This window comes from Shimia sp. (genome assembly GCF_965227725.1).
In the GTDB taxonomy this organism is placed as follows: Bacteria; Pseudomonadota; Alphaproteobacteria; order Rhodobacterales; family Rhodobacteraceae; genus Shimia.
On record NZ_CBDDGH010000005.1, the window covers coordinates 709,915 to 723,210 of the forward strand.

The 13,296-nt window shown below is 55.2% G+C and carries 25 protein-coding genes; 3 read left to right on the plus strand and 22 right to left on the minus strand.

Annotation, left to right across the window (positions count from 1 at the left end; all coding sequences use genetic code 11):
- Positions 1–46 precede the first annotated feature (46 nt).
- The 18 genes from ACO07T_RS13700 to ACO07T_RS13785 form a co-directional block, all read right to left on the minus strand.
- Positions 47–1,198, minus strand: coding sequence for a tyrosine-type recombinase/integrase (locus tag ACO07T_RS13700; RefSeq protein ID WP_422049872.1), 1,152 nt, complete (start codon positions 1,196–1,198; stop codon positions 47–49).
- On the minus strand, positions 1,183–1,368 hold the full coding sequence (locus ACO07T_RS13705) for a hypothetical protein (RefSeq protein ID WP_422049873.1): 186 nt from the start codon (positions 1,366–1,368) through the stop codon (positions 1,183–1,185). Before ACO07T_RS13705 ends, ACO07T_RS13700 begins: the two co-directional genes overlap by 16 nt.
- Positions 1,369–1,371: 3 nt before the next feature.
- Positions 1,372–1,818, minus strand: coding sequence for a hypothetical protein (locus ACO07T_RS13710; RefSeq protein WP_422049874.1), 447 nt, complete (start codon positions 1,816–1,818; stop codon positions 1,372–1,374).
- 1 nt (position 1,819) lies between these two features.
- A complete protein-coding gene (locus ACO07T_RS13715; RefSeq protein ID WP_422049875.1) occupies positions 1,820–2,128 on the minus strand; it encodes a hypothetical protein in 309 nt (102 codons plus the stop codon).
- Complete coding sequence (locus tag ACO07T_RS13720; RefSeq protein ID WP_422049876.1) at positions 2,118–2,372, minus strand: hypothetical protein; 255 nt, start codon at positions 2,370–2,372, stop codon at positions 2,118–2,120. Before ACO07T_RS13720 ends, ACO07T_RS13715 begins: the two co-directional genes overlap by 11 nt.
- Positions 2,372–3,007, minus strand: a complete 636-nt coding sequence (locus ACO07T_RS13725; protein ID WP_422049877.1) for a hypothetical protein — start codon at positions 3,005–3,007, stop codon at positions 2,372–2,374. Before ACO07T_RS13725 ends, ACO07T_RS13720 begins: the two co-directional genes overlap by 1 nt.
- Entirely contained in the window at positions 3,000–3,473 is a 474-nt protein-coding gene (locus tag ACO07T_RS13730; RefSeq protein WP_422049878.1) for a hypothetical protein, read from the minus strand. Before ACO07T_RS13730 ends, ACO07T_RS13725 begins: the two co-directional genes overlap by 8 nt.
- A gap of 85 nt (positions 3,474–3,558) precedes the next feature.
- Complete coding sequence (locus tag ACO07T_RS13735; RefSeq protein ID WP_422049879.1) at positions 3,559–4,014, minus strand: hypothetical protein; 456 nt, start codon at positions 4,012–4,014, stop codon at positions 3,559–3,561.
- 67 nt (positions 4,015–4,081) lie between these two features.
- On the minus strand, positions 4,082–4,723 hold the full coding sequence (locus tag ACO07T_RS13740; protein WP_422049880.1) for a hypothetical protein: 642 nt from the start codon (positions 4,721–4,723) through the stop codon (positions 4,082–4,084).
- Positions 4,723–4,929: a hypothetical protein gene (locus ACO07T_RS13745; protein ID WP_422049881.1), complete on the minus strand. Its 207-nt coding sequence runs from the start codon at positions 4,927–4,929 to the stop codon at positions 4,723–4,725. Before ACO07T_RS13745 ends, ACO07T_RS13740 begins: the two co-directional genes overlap by 1 nt.
- A gap of 58 nt (positions 4,930–4,987) precedes the next feature.
- Positions 4,988–5,248 carry a DUF2312 domain-containing protein gene (locus ACO07T_RS13750; protein ID WP_422049882.1) on the minus strand — a complete coding sequence of 87 codons (261 nt, stop codon included), beginning with the start codon at positions 5,246–5,248 and terminating at the stop codon, positions 4,988–4,990.
- Positions 5,249–5,410: 162 nt separating this feature from the next.
- A complete protein-coding gene (locus ACO07T_RS13755) occupies positions 5,411–5,836 on the minus strand; it encodes a hypothetical protein (protein ID WP_422049883.1) in 426 nt (141 codons plus the stop codon).
- On the minus strand, positions 5,836–6,222 hold the full coding sequence (locus ACO07T_RS13760) for a recombination protein NinB (RefSeq protein WP_422049884.1): 387 nt from the start codon (positions 6,220–6,222) through the stop codon (positions 5,836–5,838). The genes ACO07T_RS13755 and ACO07T_RS13760 overlap by 1 nt, the downstream gene beginning before the upstream one ends.
- Positions 6,222–6,389: a hypothetical protein gene (locus tag ACO07T_RS13765; protein WP_422049885.1), complete on the minus strand. Its 168-nt coding sequence runs from the start codon at positions 6,387–6,389 to the stop codon at positions 6,222–6,224. The genes ACO07T_RS13760 and ACO07T_RS13765 overlap by 1 nt, the downstream gene beginning before the upstream one ends.
- 13 nt (positions 6,390–6,402) lie before the next feature.
- Positions 6,403–6,849, minus strand: a complete 447-nt coding sequence (gene ssb / locus ACO07T_RS13770; RefSeq protein ID WP_422049886.1) for a single-stranded DNA-binding protein — start codon at positions 6,847–6,849, stop codon at positions 6,403–6,405.
- Positions 6,849–7,529: a hypothetical protein gene (locus tag ACO07T_RS13775; RefSeq protein ID WP_422049887.1), complete on the minus strand. Its 681-nt coding sequence runs from the start codon at positions 7,527–7,529 to the stop codon at positions 6,849–6,851. The genes ssb and ACO07T_RS13775 overlap by 1 nt, the downstream gene beginning before the upstream one ends.
- 11 nt (positions 7,530–7,540) lie before the next feature.
- A complete protein-coding gene (locus ACO07T_RS13780; protein ID WP_422049888.1) occupies positions 7,541–8,500 on the minus strand; it encodes an ATP-binding protein in 960 nt (319 codons plus the stop codon).
- Positions 8,501–8,556: 56 nt separating this feature from the next.
- On the minus strand, positions 8,557–8,817 hold the full coding sequence (locus tag ACO07T_RS13785) for a hypothetical protein (RefSeq protein ID WP_422049889.1): 261 nt from the start codon (positions 8,815–8,817) through the stop codon (positions 8,557–8,559).
- Positions 8,818–9,072: 255 nt separating this feature from the next.
- Between ACO07T_RS13785 and ACO07T_RS13790 the strand changes: the two genes are divergently transcribed.
- Positions 9,073–9,792: a hypothetical protein gene (locus ACO07T_RS13790; protein ID WP_422049890.1), complete on the plus strand. Its 720-nt coding sequence runs from the start codon at positions 9,073–9,075 to the stop codon at positions 9,790–9,792.
- Here the strand turns inward: ACO07T_RS13790 and ACO07T_RS13795 are convergent.
- Complete coding sequence (locus tag ACO07T_RS13795; RefSeq protein ID WP_422049891.1) at positions 9,713–10,474, minus strand: hypothetical protein; 762 nt, start codon at positions 10,472–10,474, stop codon at positions 9,713–9,715. The two genes, ACO07T_RS13790 and ACO07T_RS13795, sit on opposite strands and share 80 nt — an antisense overlap.
- A 178-nt stretch (positions 10,475–10,652) precedes the next feature.
- A complete protein-coding gene (locus ACO07T_RS13800) occupies positions 10,653–10,988 on the minus strand; it encodes a helix-turn-helix domain-containing protein (protein ID WP_422049892.1) in 336 nt (111 codons plus the stop codon).
- Positions 10,989–11,061: 73 nt separating this feature from the next.
- Between ACO07T_RS13800 and ACO07T_RS13805 the strand changes: the two genes are divergently transcribed.
- Positions 11,062–11,262 carry a helix-turn-helix domain-containing protein gene (locus tag ACO07T_RS13805; protein WP_422049893.1) on the plus strand — a complete coding sequence of 67 codons (201 nt, stop codon included), beginning with the start codon at positions 11,062–11,064 and terminating at the stop codon, positions 11,260–11,262.
- A gap of 115 nt (positions 11,263–11,377) precedes the next feature.
- Here ACO07T_RS13805 and ACO07T_RS13810 read toward each other — a convergent pair whose 3' ends face one another.
- Positions 11,378–12,034 carry a hypothetical protein gene (locus ACO07T_RS13810; RefSeq protein ID WP_422049894.1) on the minus strand — a complete coding sequence of 219 codons (657 nt, stop codon included), beginning with the start codon at positions 12,032–12,034 and terminating at the stop codon, positions 11,378–11,380.
- A gap of 396 nt (positions 12,035–12,430) precedes the next feature.
- Positions 12,431–12,664, minus strand: coding sequence for a hypothetical protein (locus ACO07T_RS13815; protein WP_422049895.1), 234 nt, complete (start codon positions 12,662–12,664; stop codon positions 12,431–12,433).
- A 248-nt stretch (positions 12,665–12,912) separates the two neighbouring features.
- Here ACO07T_RS13815 and ACO07T_RS13820 point away from each other — a divergent pair, with 248 nt between their 5' ends.
- On the plus strand, positions 12,913–13,101 hold the full coding sequence (locus ACO07T_RS13820; RefSeq protein ID WP_422049896.1) for a hypothetical protein: 189 nt from the start codon (positions 12,913–12,915) through the stop codon (positions 13,099–13,101).
- The last annotated feature ends 195 nt before the right edge of the window (positions 13,102–13,296 follow it).

Here is a 13,296-nt window from a genome sequence, read left to right on the forward strand (position 1 = left end):
CGTGCTGGTTTCCTTAGAGATTTTCAAAATTGGCTGCAACACGAAATTACGGTTTTAAAGTCGGTTTTAAAGGTTCTCGGCCCGTTCTGTTTTCGTTTCGTACCGATTGGGCCTTGATTGCTTGGGCGCGGCGCATTCCGTCACCCGCGTATTTGTCGAACATCTCGGGGGTGAGGTGTCCGGTCACTGAAGCTCCCGATCGACCAACAGCAGCACCCAACTCGCTTGCGCCCGTGTATCTGTAGCCATGCAACTTGTACTTGGGGTCGATTCCTGCCGACTTGCGCACCTTCACAAAGCGCGCATTCAGGGTGTTGTAACTCAGCTTTCCACCACGCGGCCCCTGGAGGATATAGTCATTCGGGGGCAGGGGTATCAGCTTCAATGACAGCTGCCGCTTTCTCTCTACGTCAAGCGCATCTCTCAACCAATCTGTTAGCGGGATAAACACGCTTGTACCGGTCTTGTTCTGCTCGATGCTGATCCCATCATCTTTGATGTCGGACCATTTGAAGTCGAGAATATCGCCGCCGCGCTGTGCGCTGTCGATATAGAGGATCATGGCCAGCCGAACGTGATAGCCAAGCTCGCCAAACTCTCCGGCCTTGTTCCAAAATTTCAGCTGAATATCCGCAGGCCACGGGACATGTCCGTCCCCCGTCTTGAACTTCATGATTCCGGCCGCGGCGTTGGTTTCTCGCCACCCCTCGTCAATCGCGTGTTCATGAAGTATTGACCACACCTGCTTGAGATTGTTTGCGAATTTCTTGCGGTGAATGTTTGCCTTCATCGCGCCTTTGATGTCGGTGCGGATGGTTCTTCGAAAGTCGCTGTCGCCAATGTTGCGATCGATGTAGTCAAAGCAAGCCTCGTAGTCCTTGCGGGTGCGCGGCTTGAGATCTGTCCAACCTTTTTTGCGCTTGCTTCCCTCTGGAGTGACGCTGAACTTTTTGTAGTGCTTTATAAGTTCGGTGTAAGTGTATTTGGGGATTATCTTTTTTCCAACATCCACGCCGGTTTTTGCGGCCTGATAGGCCCTCAAAAATTCGTCTTCGTTTCCCTCGGGGAATGGCAGCTTGATCCGTGACCCATTGCGCTCAAAGTACACATAGCGATACTCCTTGAGGCCGCCATTGCGAAGTTTCTTTTTCGCTGTTCTGTCAACGACATAGGGAAGGTCAGTTAATTTGCGGACCAATTCACACCCCCGAGCCCAACACCTGATTTTTCTGGCGCCGGTTTTTCATTGTCACCTTTGAGAACAACCGTGACGCCGTCAATCTCGATGCGCGTCACTTCGCGCCCCGCGGCTTCCACGCCTTTGATGATGTTCCTGACCTTTTCAGGTGTGATCTGTGAAGCTCTCATATTTCACTCCTTCCTTAGCGCCGTGGTGGCACCAATCAGCGGATAACGCCCTTGCAGTGCCAGGTAAGCGTTCTTGTGCGTCCGGTTGCTTGTGCGCCCGGTCACGGCCAGTTTCCGGTGGTCTGTTCCGTCATAACCGTTGTCCTTCACCATCTTGGCAAAGGGGGCGAGGGCGGCTTTGAGGGTGGCGATTTCGCTCTCAAGCCGCGCAATAACCTCAGTCTTCGCGGCTAAACGCTCACGGTGGTATTTCTCCCACCAATCCGCAATATCCTTATCGACATACTCCTTCATTGGGCGGTCGCGCTCTGGATCGCCCTCCCATCGGGGCACCGTTGCAAACTCCGATGTGACGTAAGTGCCGGACATTTCGTGTTCGGAGTGATCAATTGCCGCGGCCCAAATCTCGCGAGGCCAGTCGAATTCCTGTGCTTCTGTGTCGTCTCGCATCTCACACCCCTCCCATCATCCAGACAGCGCCCGCCATGGCCGCACAGGTTAGCAGCGGCAGGATAAGCTCTGCGCTGTTCCATTGGTCGCCATCGTCATTGATTGGGCCTAGTTTCCAGCCGTAGCGCTTATCTAGGTCACAGAGCTCGCGGCCCGTGTAGAATACAGCTCCAGCAAAGCAGATCAGCACAGAAACCTTTGTTGGGTGTTCGCCCCATGAAATCCAAGCGGCAAGTGCTAGAGCTAAAAAACTGATGGCGCCGGCTATGCAGGAATGTTTCAGGGCGGCTTCGGTAGGGTCAAATCTCATCGGAATGCTCCTTGCGCGCTCTGATTTTCTCGATCAAGTCTTTGCGATTGATCCATCGCCTGTTTCCGGGCTCAATCTTGTTAATCACCTGAAGGATGCTTTCGGTTTCGGCGGCAACCTCTGAGGCAATGATCGACAGCATGTCATCCACTGCTTCCGCTACGTCGCTGGAGCCGATAGCCATCGAATGCGGGTCCATGACGTTTTGCAGGACGTTTTCGATATCCTGTTTCAGTTTGCTCATCACGCTTCCTCCCCACGTGCGCGGATACGCCTTGCGGCCTCGTCACAAACTGCTGCCTCGGCCTCGGTAGGTGATCCGCCGTCAGGAGGTACGAGGCACGCATTCAAGGCGATGTATGCACACGCCTCCCGCTCAACCTTCACCGCCTCTGCTATGGCGTCGGCTGGGGGAGTGGTGAAGGCAAACTCGCGCTCTACAGCCAATGCAATGGCCTCCACGGCGACGTGAGATGCGCTCCCGTCTTCATAGCTGTTTGCCTCTTTGTGAAGCTTCTCCAGAAAGAACCAATCGAGTTCCCAAGGAATCTTACGGTTGTTTCTCGGCAGCGGCTTCACGACGCCTTGCATGACCTCTAGCTCCGCCGCCTTCTTTCTCCAAGTTTCGGCCTCATCAAAGCGTAAATCACACAGGCTTTCCCAGCCTTCAATCGTGGCCTCTAGCTCCTGTAGGCGGGCGGAGAGGGCTTCGGTTGATGCCTTGAGAGAACCGGCTACCTCTTTCCATTCATCCCGATCAGCGGCTAAGGCTTTGACTTCATCCCAAAGCGTATCTAGGCACGGCTCAGAAAGATCGTTTTCAACGCAGAGCATCAGCTGCTCGATTTGCGTCAGGCTGTCGTTGCTGATGTCAGTCATGGCTCTGCTCCTGTGTGGCGCTATTGAGGCACAAAAATTGCCCCCAGAGATTGTGCTTTTCGATCCACCGGAACAGGGCATCGCCCAGCATCTGTTCAAGCTCGCGCTTCGCCTCTTGCGGCCAATTTGGAGGCGCTTCCCACCAGACCTGATCCTCGTTCTTCTCTTCGAGGCTTTCTAAGACATAATCAGCATCGAAGATTTCAGTTGAAATAGGACCATGCTCAAAGCATCCGACCCATTCCCATGATGTAAGGAATTTCTCTTTTGTGTAATTGGAGTCATCGACTTTTTCGAGTTTCATTTCTTCGAATCTCTCTTCGCCAAAGCCATCCTGCCACATTTCTTCAAGGGCCTCTTCGTGTGAGGCGTGAGGGCCATACCACGGGCCCTCTTCGGACATGCCCCAATAGAACCCCTTGTTCCAGGCGGACTTATTAGTTTTCAATTCTTGTGCGGTGCTCATGCCTTTGTCCTCTCTATCTCTTTCCCGGTGAATGTCTGGCCCTGCACGCAGTGGTGGCCTTCTTTGCCTATGGTGATGGTGGCGATCATGCGGCGGCCTGTGTGCTTGGAAGCTTCGCGATGAACTCAACCCACCAGAATTCGCCGTCTTTTCCCTTTGCTGGGCCTGTAAGCGCATCTTGGTCTGCCTTGCCGGTTGCGGGGTCACAGAATATCTGTCCGTCAACGGCTACAACGCTGTGATTGACGCCGCGCTTCCCCATGCCGGTAACAATCATTGGCACTTCTGGGGAATAATGGCCTAGCGTGGAGAGGATTTTCTCAAGGTCATTTTCGGCGGTGTAATAGATTGTCACGTGAGACAACCCCCGCTCTCGCAGCCAATCCTGAGACTCCTTCGCCCCGTCATGTCCGCCGCCATCACAGAAGTGCGGAACCTCCGCCGCAGGCATGCCCATGATGATCGCAACGCAAGTCCGGTAGCAGTCGCCCCATTGGCCGTTGTCCGGATCGTGCTTGATCAGTTGCTTCTGTCTGTCCATCCGTCTCTCTCCTGTATCAATGACCCGCCCGGCCCCGGCAAAGGGAAAGCTGCCGGACGGGGTCGGGTTATGCGGCTTTGATTGCGTGCTGGCCCCATTGCTGGGCCATGGCCTTTGCCAGTCCTGGAAAAAACCGGCTGCGCTCTTTCCAGCGATCCTTACCGGGGCTGGCCTTGTGGACGCTGTCGCGCGCGGTGGTGCCGTCCAGTGTGCCGGTGGGTGTCAGGGTAGGGAGGCCGCGCAACCAAAGGCATGTGCGCTTCCTCTCGTTGTCTGGCCCCTCTGGATCGTCACCAAACTGCCATGGCTGGACGCTCTGACTATGTGGCTGGAAATTGCGAATGCGCGCCTTGGCGTGTTTGTGCATCACGGGGTTTTCCACAGCGACAAAAGGAATGTCTGCGTTCCAGCAATCGGAGAAGAGCGCCGCGCCTTCGTCCAGCTCGCGCCACATATCATCCAGCGTTTTGCCGGGCGGGGCCTTGTGCAGCCAGCGCACGCCGGAATTGCACAGGCGGGTGCAGGGCGGGTGCATCACGCACAGCAGTTCCCAATCACCCCAGCGCATAACGTCTCGCACGTCGCCGATGATATGGCGGTTGCTGGGCGTATCCGCTGGCAACAGGTCACATGACCAAGCGTCGAAGCCCTCAGCAAGGAAGGCATCACGCACAACACCCGACTGCTCGCACCCGATTAGCACCCGCATCACCACCCCTCCCTGTGCGCCTGCGCCTGTTCTTGGGCGGTCAGAGCTGTAGCGGCGGTGTTGGGGAGAGCCTTTCCGGCAAGAGCAATGGAAAGGCCGAAGAAGGCCAAGATTGCGGTGGCGCAGCTGAGTGCGATCAGCGTCTTACTGCGGCGGCTGTGCATGGCGTCAAGGCGCGTTGATATGGTCTGTGTGTGCTTGTCCATCGGGATTGTCTCCTGCTGTCCGTCGCTGCCCCCTGTCGCCAAGGGGCAGAAAGAGACATCAGCCCATGCCAAGCGCGGCTTTGTACATGTCGATGACCGCCTCTTGTTCGGCGATGTCGTTGGGGTCGGCCTTGCGTTCCTGCAGGATGGTGCGGATCGCCTTCACGTCGAAGCCGCGGCCTTTCATCTCGGCAAAGACCTCTTTGATCTGCTCGCTGACTTCCTTTTTCTCTTCTTCCAAGCGTTCAACGCGCTCGATGAACTGCTTTAGCTCTTGGCCGGTGGCGCTGTACTGGCTGTCTGTGGTTTGTTCCGACATTCTGTTCTCCTTAGGTTGTCTGTTGCACGAGCTGGAGGCGGTGGAGGAGGGAAAGCCCCCAGCCCGTGCGATGCGCTGACGGGGAGGAGGAGTCAGCTGCATTCGGGGTTTCGCGGTTCAAAGGGTGGCGGGTGAAGCGAAAGCGGATCATTGCATTGCTCCTCAAAAATCAATCTCGTGCGGCTCTGAAAGCGCGGCGCGAACGAGCGGCAAAAACCCGTAGTCAGGGCCATTGGCGCGCAGCCATTCCATCGGGTTGGTGTGGCGGGCCTCGTGGCAGCAGCGGCAAAGCGGGATCGTGTCGAAGTCCGAAGATTTGCGGCTCGCTGCGGGCAACTTCCGGTAATGGTGCTTGTCGCCCTCTGGTGGCTGGCTGCGGCAGTGGTGGGCATCGCTGGGGCCTGGCTTCCCGCAGATGATGCAGGCCATGCCCTTCACTGCTTCGATGTGGCTCTTAGCGCTCACGCCCTCTTTGCTGGCGCGGTATGCGGCGCGCTTGGCAGACACCTTGCGCATGGGCTTGCGTGGCTGCTTCTCGGCGCGAGGCTTCTTGAGGCCCAGAGGCCCCTTGAGGTTAGCGATACGCATCAGAATCCCCTGTCAGAAAGGGTGACGCCGTTCTCAACGCACCAGAATGAAATGAATTCGATCAGCTCAGACATCTTCCCAACGCTGAGCTTGGAGGAGCTGGTTCCCATCGGGACAGGCTCGCCATTCAAACCGACCAGTAAGTTTAGCTCGTAGCCGCAAGCGGACATGAACAGCGCTTTCCAAACCTCTGGCGTGTAACGGTTTCCGTTGTGCTCAGCCTGCTTGGCCACATCCCCCAGCATGGCCCACAGCTTGGCGTTCTGGTCCAAGGAGCGGGTTGGCTCTTTGAATTGGATCACCATGCCTTCGGGAGCCGCTTCGACCCATGTGTGGGCGCGGGCGCGGATGCCATCGTGGGATAGCTTAAGGGTGTGGGCTACCATCAGTTCGCTCCGAAAATGGTTTCTTCAATCACGGCGTTGGACAGGTCGTCCGGGTCCAGATCGTGTTTCGCCGCGACCTCTTCACAGATTTTGAGGTGGTCGGGGCCTTGCCGTGTCTGACCAGCTTCATCCCAGCGGGCGAGGTAGTCAGACACAGCGGTTTGCATGTGGGCCGACATCCTAGAACGGGATCTCGTCATCCATGTCTCGGGAGGGGCCGGGCGGCATGTTATCGCCCCCGTAGGACTGATCCTGCCCGCGCGCGGCGCCGCCTGTGCCTTCTGGCCAATCGATAATGTCGAGGCGGGCACCAAAGCCGCTCACAACGATCTCGGTGGAATAGCGGTCCTGTCCGGACTGATCTTGCCATTTGCGGGTGCGGATGTTGCCTTCGACCAATACGCGGCCGCCCTTGCGCAGATACTGCTCCGCAACCCGTGCCAGCGGCCCCCAGACAACGACGCGGTGCCACTCGGTGCGCTCTCGCTTTTCGCCTGTGTTTTGGTCCTTCCACTGCTCGCCAGTAGCCAGAGAAAAGTTCGCAACCTTGTCGCCGCCCTGTGTAGTGCGGATTTCAGGGTCTTGGCCAAGCCGCCCCATGAGTGATGCACGGTTCAAATCGGCCATCAGTAAGCTTCCTTTTCGGACCATGTTTTGACGCCATCAATCGGCGCCGTTTTGAAGTTCTTGGCCACGTAGCCATCAATGAATGCGGTCACGGCGTCGCGGTCATTGCGTGCGATCCAGTGCAGCGCGGCCTTGTGGTCGGTGATCTCGTGCTTCTGGACAGTCCGCATGCCCTTGACGGTGTCCTTGTTGGCGGCGCTGGCGTTCTTCTGTGCCTGCATCGCCTGCTCTTTGGCCGCGTCGGCTTCGCGCTGGCTTTCAAGATCACCATCAACAGCGGAGGCGGCTTTCTCTTGGGCTTCGCGCTCCAAGCGTTGTGCCTCGGTATAGGTCGCGCGCTTTTCCTCTTCCTTCTTTGCTGCGAGCTCCTTTTTGAAGTCGCCGACAAGAGCGGTCAGGCCAGTCTTGATGCGCGCAATGTCGTCAATCGTGGGCTTCCAGCGGGCCTTTTCAGCCTTCCAGGCGTCGTGCAGAGGTGCTGTTTCGCTTTTCTCTGCCTTCGCGAGGTCGGTGCCTGCGGTGCGGATTTGCTTAAGAAGCGCGTCAACCGCTTTCATTTGATCTTCTGTCTGCACTGGCTCGCCATCGAGCCAGTTTTGAGCTTCTTCGATTGCGTCGGAGTAAGGGGCTAAAGCCTCGTCAATTGGATCCGGCGGGTTGTTGTGTTTTGCGTCAAGCACGGGAAGTCTCCTTATTCAGCAGCGAATGGGATGTCGCCGAAGCCATCGCCTTCGCTGGCTTCATCGGTTTTCGATGTGGCGTTCGGGTCGGCATATTCGCGAGCGTCCGCGTCAAAGTCGAAGCCAAGCTCAGCAGCCCGATCGACAACCATTTTGGAGATGTCTCGCCCGCCTTTCTTCGCCCGGCTCAGAACGCCGTTGATCTCTTCAACAGAGGTCATTTCGGGCAGCTTGCCCTTGAACCATTCAACCTCAGAGCGGCGCTCAACCTGCGCTTCTGAAAGGGAGTTCAAGCCGTCTTTGATGCTCGAAATGATATCGGTCAGACAGGTTGCGTAGGCAGCGCTCGCCGCATCAGGGACTTCCATTGCGCCAATCCCAGCAGGGTCTTTCCCGAAGGCGGTTTCTGTCGGTGAAAAGATCAGGTGGCGTTCTTTGTTGAAAATCGAAATGCGCGCGATCACATCGCTATCCGTCAGCACGAGGTCTTTTGAGCCACCCTGAATTTTGAGGCGCTCTTTGATCTGATCGCCATCTGGCTTTTCATCCATGTGAGAGATCAGAACGACATCCTTCCCCATGCCGCGCAGGAGCTTGAGGAAAGCGCTAAAACGCACACCAAGCTGACCCCATCCTTGCTGGTTAAGAGCGCCGCCGTAGGAGAGTTTGCTGTTGCCTCGAATGATATCGGCGGCGAGGCTGTCGAGTGCCTTGCCAACGGTGTCGATAATGACCGTGTCATAGTCGGCGATGTCCGCAGCCTTGATCCCAGCAACATCGCGCCAGTCTTCGATCTGCACAACGTCCTTGCGGTCAACAGCGCGATAGGCACCCTTGTCGAAGTCCAAAAGGAGCGGGCGGGAGGCTGTGAATGCTAGGCTCGTCTTCCCAAGACCGGGCTGCGAGTAAATCGTAAGGCAGAGGTTCTTCACCTCAATCACATCGTTCGCTTTTGTGATCTTCAATGTCATAATTCCCTCCTATGAAATCTGTGGGGTGGGGCGGCTTGCTGTGCCGCCCGCTGCGATCACTCGGCGGCGATCAGGATGCCTTCGTATTCAGCTTCGAATTCTTCGGTCACTTCGGACGCGGTTTCGAAAGTGCTGTTGGAGACATCGAATTGCAGGAGGAATGCGCGGGCGGGCTGACCTTCTTCGCGCGCCTCGGCGAACTGGTCGTAAGCGGTGTCGCGGCTGGTTGTTGCGTCACCTGCAGAGGCAAAGCCCTCGGTTTCGAACTCAGTCACGACGATGAAAAATTCAGGCAGTGCGATGGTTTGTGTCAGCATTGTCATTCCCTCCTAAGTGCCGCGATCTGCTGGTGCGTCTTCGGCGGCTGATGGGAATCATGTTCGCAAATAACGAACAATCAGTCAATCAAAAAGTTCGCCAATAGCGAACAAAAATTCGCCCTTTGCGATCTCGTGAAACAATTTTCAAATTGAGCTAAAGTGGAGTCGGCGCTGTTTCGCTCGACTTCTGCGGGAGCCTTGAAGGATGAGTCATGCGCCGTCTAAGTTCAAAATTTTAGGAAGAGCGTACAGATGGAAAGTGAAATTGATCGCTTGATGATAGGAGAGCGAGCACTAACCACAATTCGAGATGCTGGGCTTGAGTTGGAGTTGTGCAATGATTTCGAGGAGGCGCAAAGGATGTCTCTAACAGCGGGCCGAGCCCTGATTATGCCGACTTTTGCGATCTCGTCGGCGCACCTCGCGAGACAGTCTGCATTTTGGCTTTTCTTAAAGCAGGGAGGAAAGCCCGTTGCCTGTGTGGCTGCTACACTGCAGCAGTTGGGAAGGGAAAGCTTGGCCGATTTCCTTGTGCGCACATATCGCAATCAGTTCCCCCATCCCAATGGCGAAACTATCCTTGAGGTTGCGGAGCCTCTTTATGATTATTCGGGTTCTCTCGTCTATGTCGGAGAGCTTGCCCGGCGCGATGGTTTCAAGGGAGATCGCAAGGTTCTCGCTGCATTGATGCGAGTTATGCAGTTGGTCGCAATCGATCGCTGGGACTTCGACGCCATCTATGCCTTCATTCCAGCGCGCCATTACAAGGCGAGGCTAGATCGCGTCTATTCTTTTAGCACGGTTATTGAGGCCGCACAGCTTTGGAATGAGCCTGTTCCAGAGAAGCGATCTAGCGACGAATATCTGGTTTCATCAACGCGCGCGCAGCTTGCTAACTCTCTGAGGGCGGAAGCTCGAGGCTTCTGGGGATCTCTTCAGGTGGAAAGCTGCCAAGAGGTTGCCCAGGTATAGGCTGTGAAAAGTTTGCTATTAGAGTACGGTTCTTGTCCCTCACAGGTGCCAATATACGCCTGTACCTCCCAACAAAAAAAGAACCATCGGGGAGTTTCTCGGTGAGGCTCTGATAGGAAATAACTGGAGCGCCTACCTTCAGTGACTCAAGGTGGGCGCTTACAAGCTCTTTGTTCAGGGGCTTTGAGAAGCCTTCGAGTGCCTTAGAAAGTTGGTCGTGACCTTGAACCTTAAAGCATAGTGAAGCCAAGCTGGCTCCCCCTGTGCGTAGGGGCTTGATTGTTGGGCTGTCTGCGTCCGGGACTTCAAAGAGATCCACTTGCGGGGACGGAGTGTCAAAGTTCTCAAGCCTACCACTGTGAGTTTCCCACCAAGTCAAAAAGTCATCAGAAGAAAATTGATGCGCAGCTACAGGGCGCCACTCCCTGTTACCTGCATATTTCATGGCCGCCTCTATTTCGGATGTTGTGCCTGCGGGCTTACGCCGAAGGCCGTCACGAAAGAACGAGACGTCGCGACCAAAGTGGTCAGCGATGGCGCACATCATTTCCCAGTTCAATTTCTTTCCCGGTCGCAATGCAGAATAAAGAGTTTGCTCGGCTATCCCTGTGGATCTCGCTATGTCCGTGATCTTTTCTTGGGTTCGATCAAGCTCCGCTTTGATAATATCAAGGGTCGTCATTATGAAACCTCGTAAAGGAATGCTATGAGATTGAATACTCACCTAATGCGGGTAACGTATACAAGTTATTTTATTTTTAGGCTGGGAATTATGACCGAAACCAAAAAAGGCAACGCGCTCGCCCGTCTGGCAGTCGCCGCGGACAAGTTGACAGAAGCCGAATTACAAGAGCTTCTGACTATTGCTGCTCTGATGAGTGTGCGCGAAACTCTGCAAAGTCAGCCAGCTCCTTCTGAGCGTCCTCTGAAAGTCCATTAGCGAGCGTCAACAATCTCCGGATTTCCGGTGAGAGTTCAGGTAAATCAATCAGATCTATAATGCTGCAATTCAGACCTTCTGCGAGCTGCAGAAGCTTGTTCCCGTTGACTGTCTTTTTGTTGTTTTCGAGCTCGGAGATATGACTCTTGCTGATGTGCGTGACATCCGCAAGGTCTTGAACGGTCATGCCGCGTGCTAAGCGCACATCTTTCACTCTGAGCTTCATGGCGTCAGTGTAATCGCTGATGGCGAACATGTCTCTCCTTTAATAGCGAATGAAGTTAATGTGCCTATTGATTTAGTGTTCGCTATATGCGAATAAAAGGGGCATGAAGCTTATTGATTTCCTTACCTCGTCTGACCTCACTCTTAGGGAGCATGCCCGCGAAATGGGTGTGTCTGCGTCCTACCTCAGTGAGATCAAAGACAATCTGAAAGAGCCGGGCCCGAAAGTCGCGCGGAAGATTGTCAAGCACACGAAAGGACTTGTCTCCCTAGAAGAACTCTATGGGGGCAGGGATGAGGCATAACCCGAAGCCAAATCCGGCTACACACACACGGAATTCACCGTTCGCAGCGGTGACAGAGGAGGGTGTCGCTAACCCTTCTTGCCAGATGCTTCGCGCCAAAGAGAACGATTTGGGGTTAGGTGTCTGCAATCTTGAATTTGTTTCGTTCCTTTGCCTTCGGGGCGAGTACGTTGATCTTGATGAAGATCGAACCTTTCTGGAGATGAGTGCCAAGGGATCGAATTTCTGCCGAGAGCGGCAGATCTGCGCGGAATTCGGCGCGAATTTTCAACGCCATATCTTTCGGCAGATAGCCGATGCGTCGGTTAGGGAACCCTCTGCCTGCATTGGCGATAACTGCGTAGCCCTCGGGGTGATCGGAGTCCTTTGGGTTGGCTACAACTCTGAGAATGGGCGCGGGGTCCAATTCTGCTTCGAGGGCGAATTCCTTGCCTTCGTTGACGCGAAGATTAACACCTTTCACCGAGACGTTGGCGCAACCCGGCAACACGACGTAGCCTTCAGGGCGCAAATCGTGTCTCAGGGGCCATTTGAGTTTGTCCCAAGTTTGCTTTGGGATCTCATCTTCCCAATCTGGCTCTGCTTCAATTCTATGTTCAGTGGCTCTTCGATGTCTTCTGGCGTAGCGGTCATTCTCCATGGACGACCATTGGCGCTGACTATCCCTGACAGCCTTATCGCGTTCTGCTTGCCATTTTTGGTATTCAGTGATGCAGAGGTAGAGGATCAGGGCAACTCCTGCGATCGTGATCAGTACCATAAAGCTATCCATAGCGCTTTCTCCTTTGATCCCAGTGGATGCAGTCGGCATCTTGTTCCGCGCGCCAGCCAGCGTAGTGCCTCCCTCGATCATATGAGTAAGAAACGCGCCGTCACGCAACATAAGGTTGTCTCTTCGCCTGCGGATAGGTTGCGAAATTCCTTCATCAAACAGGCCCCCACCGCAACTCACGGACACGGGACGGGCCGCGCTTTGGGGAGCGCGAACACTGTTGCCTATGCGGGGCAGGCGCCCACAGCCCCCGCACTTATCCCCGACGCTTGGGTTAATGCGTCATCCTCCCCTGTTGGAACTCCCTCGGCCTTCGGGTCGGGGGCTTTTTCAGGGCTTCGATTTTTGATGAAAAAAGTGGCGGACCTCCTCCCTTTGCCCGCCTTGACGCCAGCTTTACGCCGCCGCCAATTCGACTGCCAGGTTGGCAGCCTCTGGATGCACTTTCAGTTGCAACACATCAACAACTCGTGCTTGGTTGGTACCAAGCATAGCGCTGATCGTGTGTATCTTACGCCCTTGCAGGCGAAGGATGTGAACTGTAAGAGCTGCCTCAAACGACAAGCTAGCCCTCTTCACGGCTATGTCGTTGAGGTCAATGCCCGAGAACGGGCACCTAATAGTAGCCATAGAAATTCTCCTTTCTTGGCTATTTTGAACCACACCGGGCTTGGTGTGGCTTCGTGCAGCGGGCTGATGAGTGCGAATCATCAGCCCGCCATGCCCTTAACCATATACCGCGGGCCTTTGAGCGTTCAACACGCCGTTTCCCGGTTGATCCGTATTTCGGGCAAAATGTTGTGGTTTAATACCGGCTTATCATCTATATACTGTGGTCTCTGTGCATATCCCGGTGAAAAAGCTGTGGATAAATACGCATGAGCGAACCTCTCCGGCCAAAACTTACCAAAGAAGACGGCTATGCGGTCATTCGCATTCCGTTGAGCGAAGTCTCAGGTCTCCGCGTTGCGCTGGCTGAGTGCCCTTGCCGCGCCCCGAAATCCACAAAAACCAAAACGATCAGGCAGCGGCTCGTAACCGCGCTTGGAAGACTGGAGGTGAAGTAATGGCCATTCGTCAGCAAGAAGTAATCCGCCGTCTCAAGGCAGGCGAAACCCTTCTCTGCACACTGCCTACGGGCAACACAGAGAGCGACAAGGCCGTCTACTACCTCTCAGGGGGGGGGCAGAGTCACCACAGCGACCTATCGCAAGCTTACCCCGGATATGGAAGCTGTTTCGCCCGGCCTGTTTGCCGAGGTG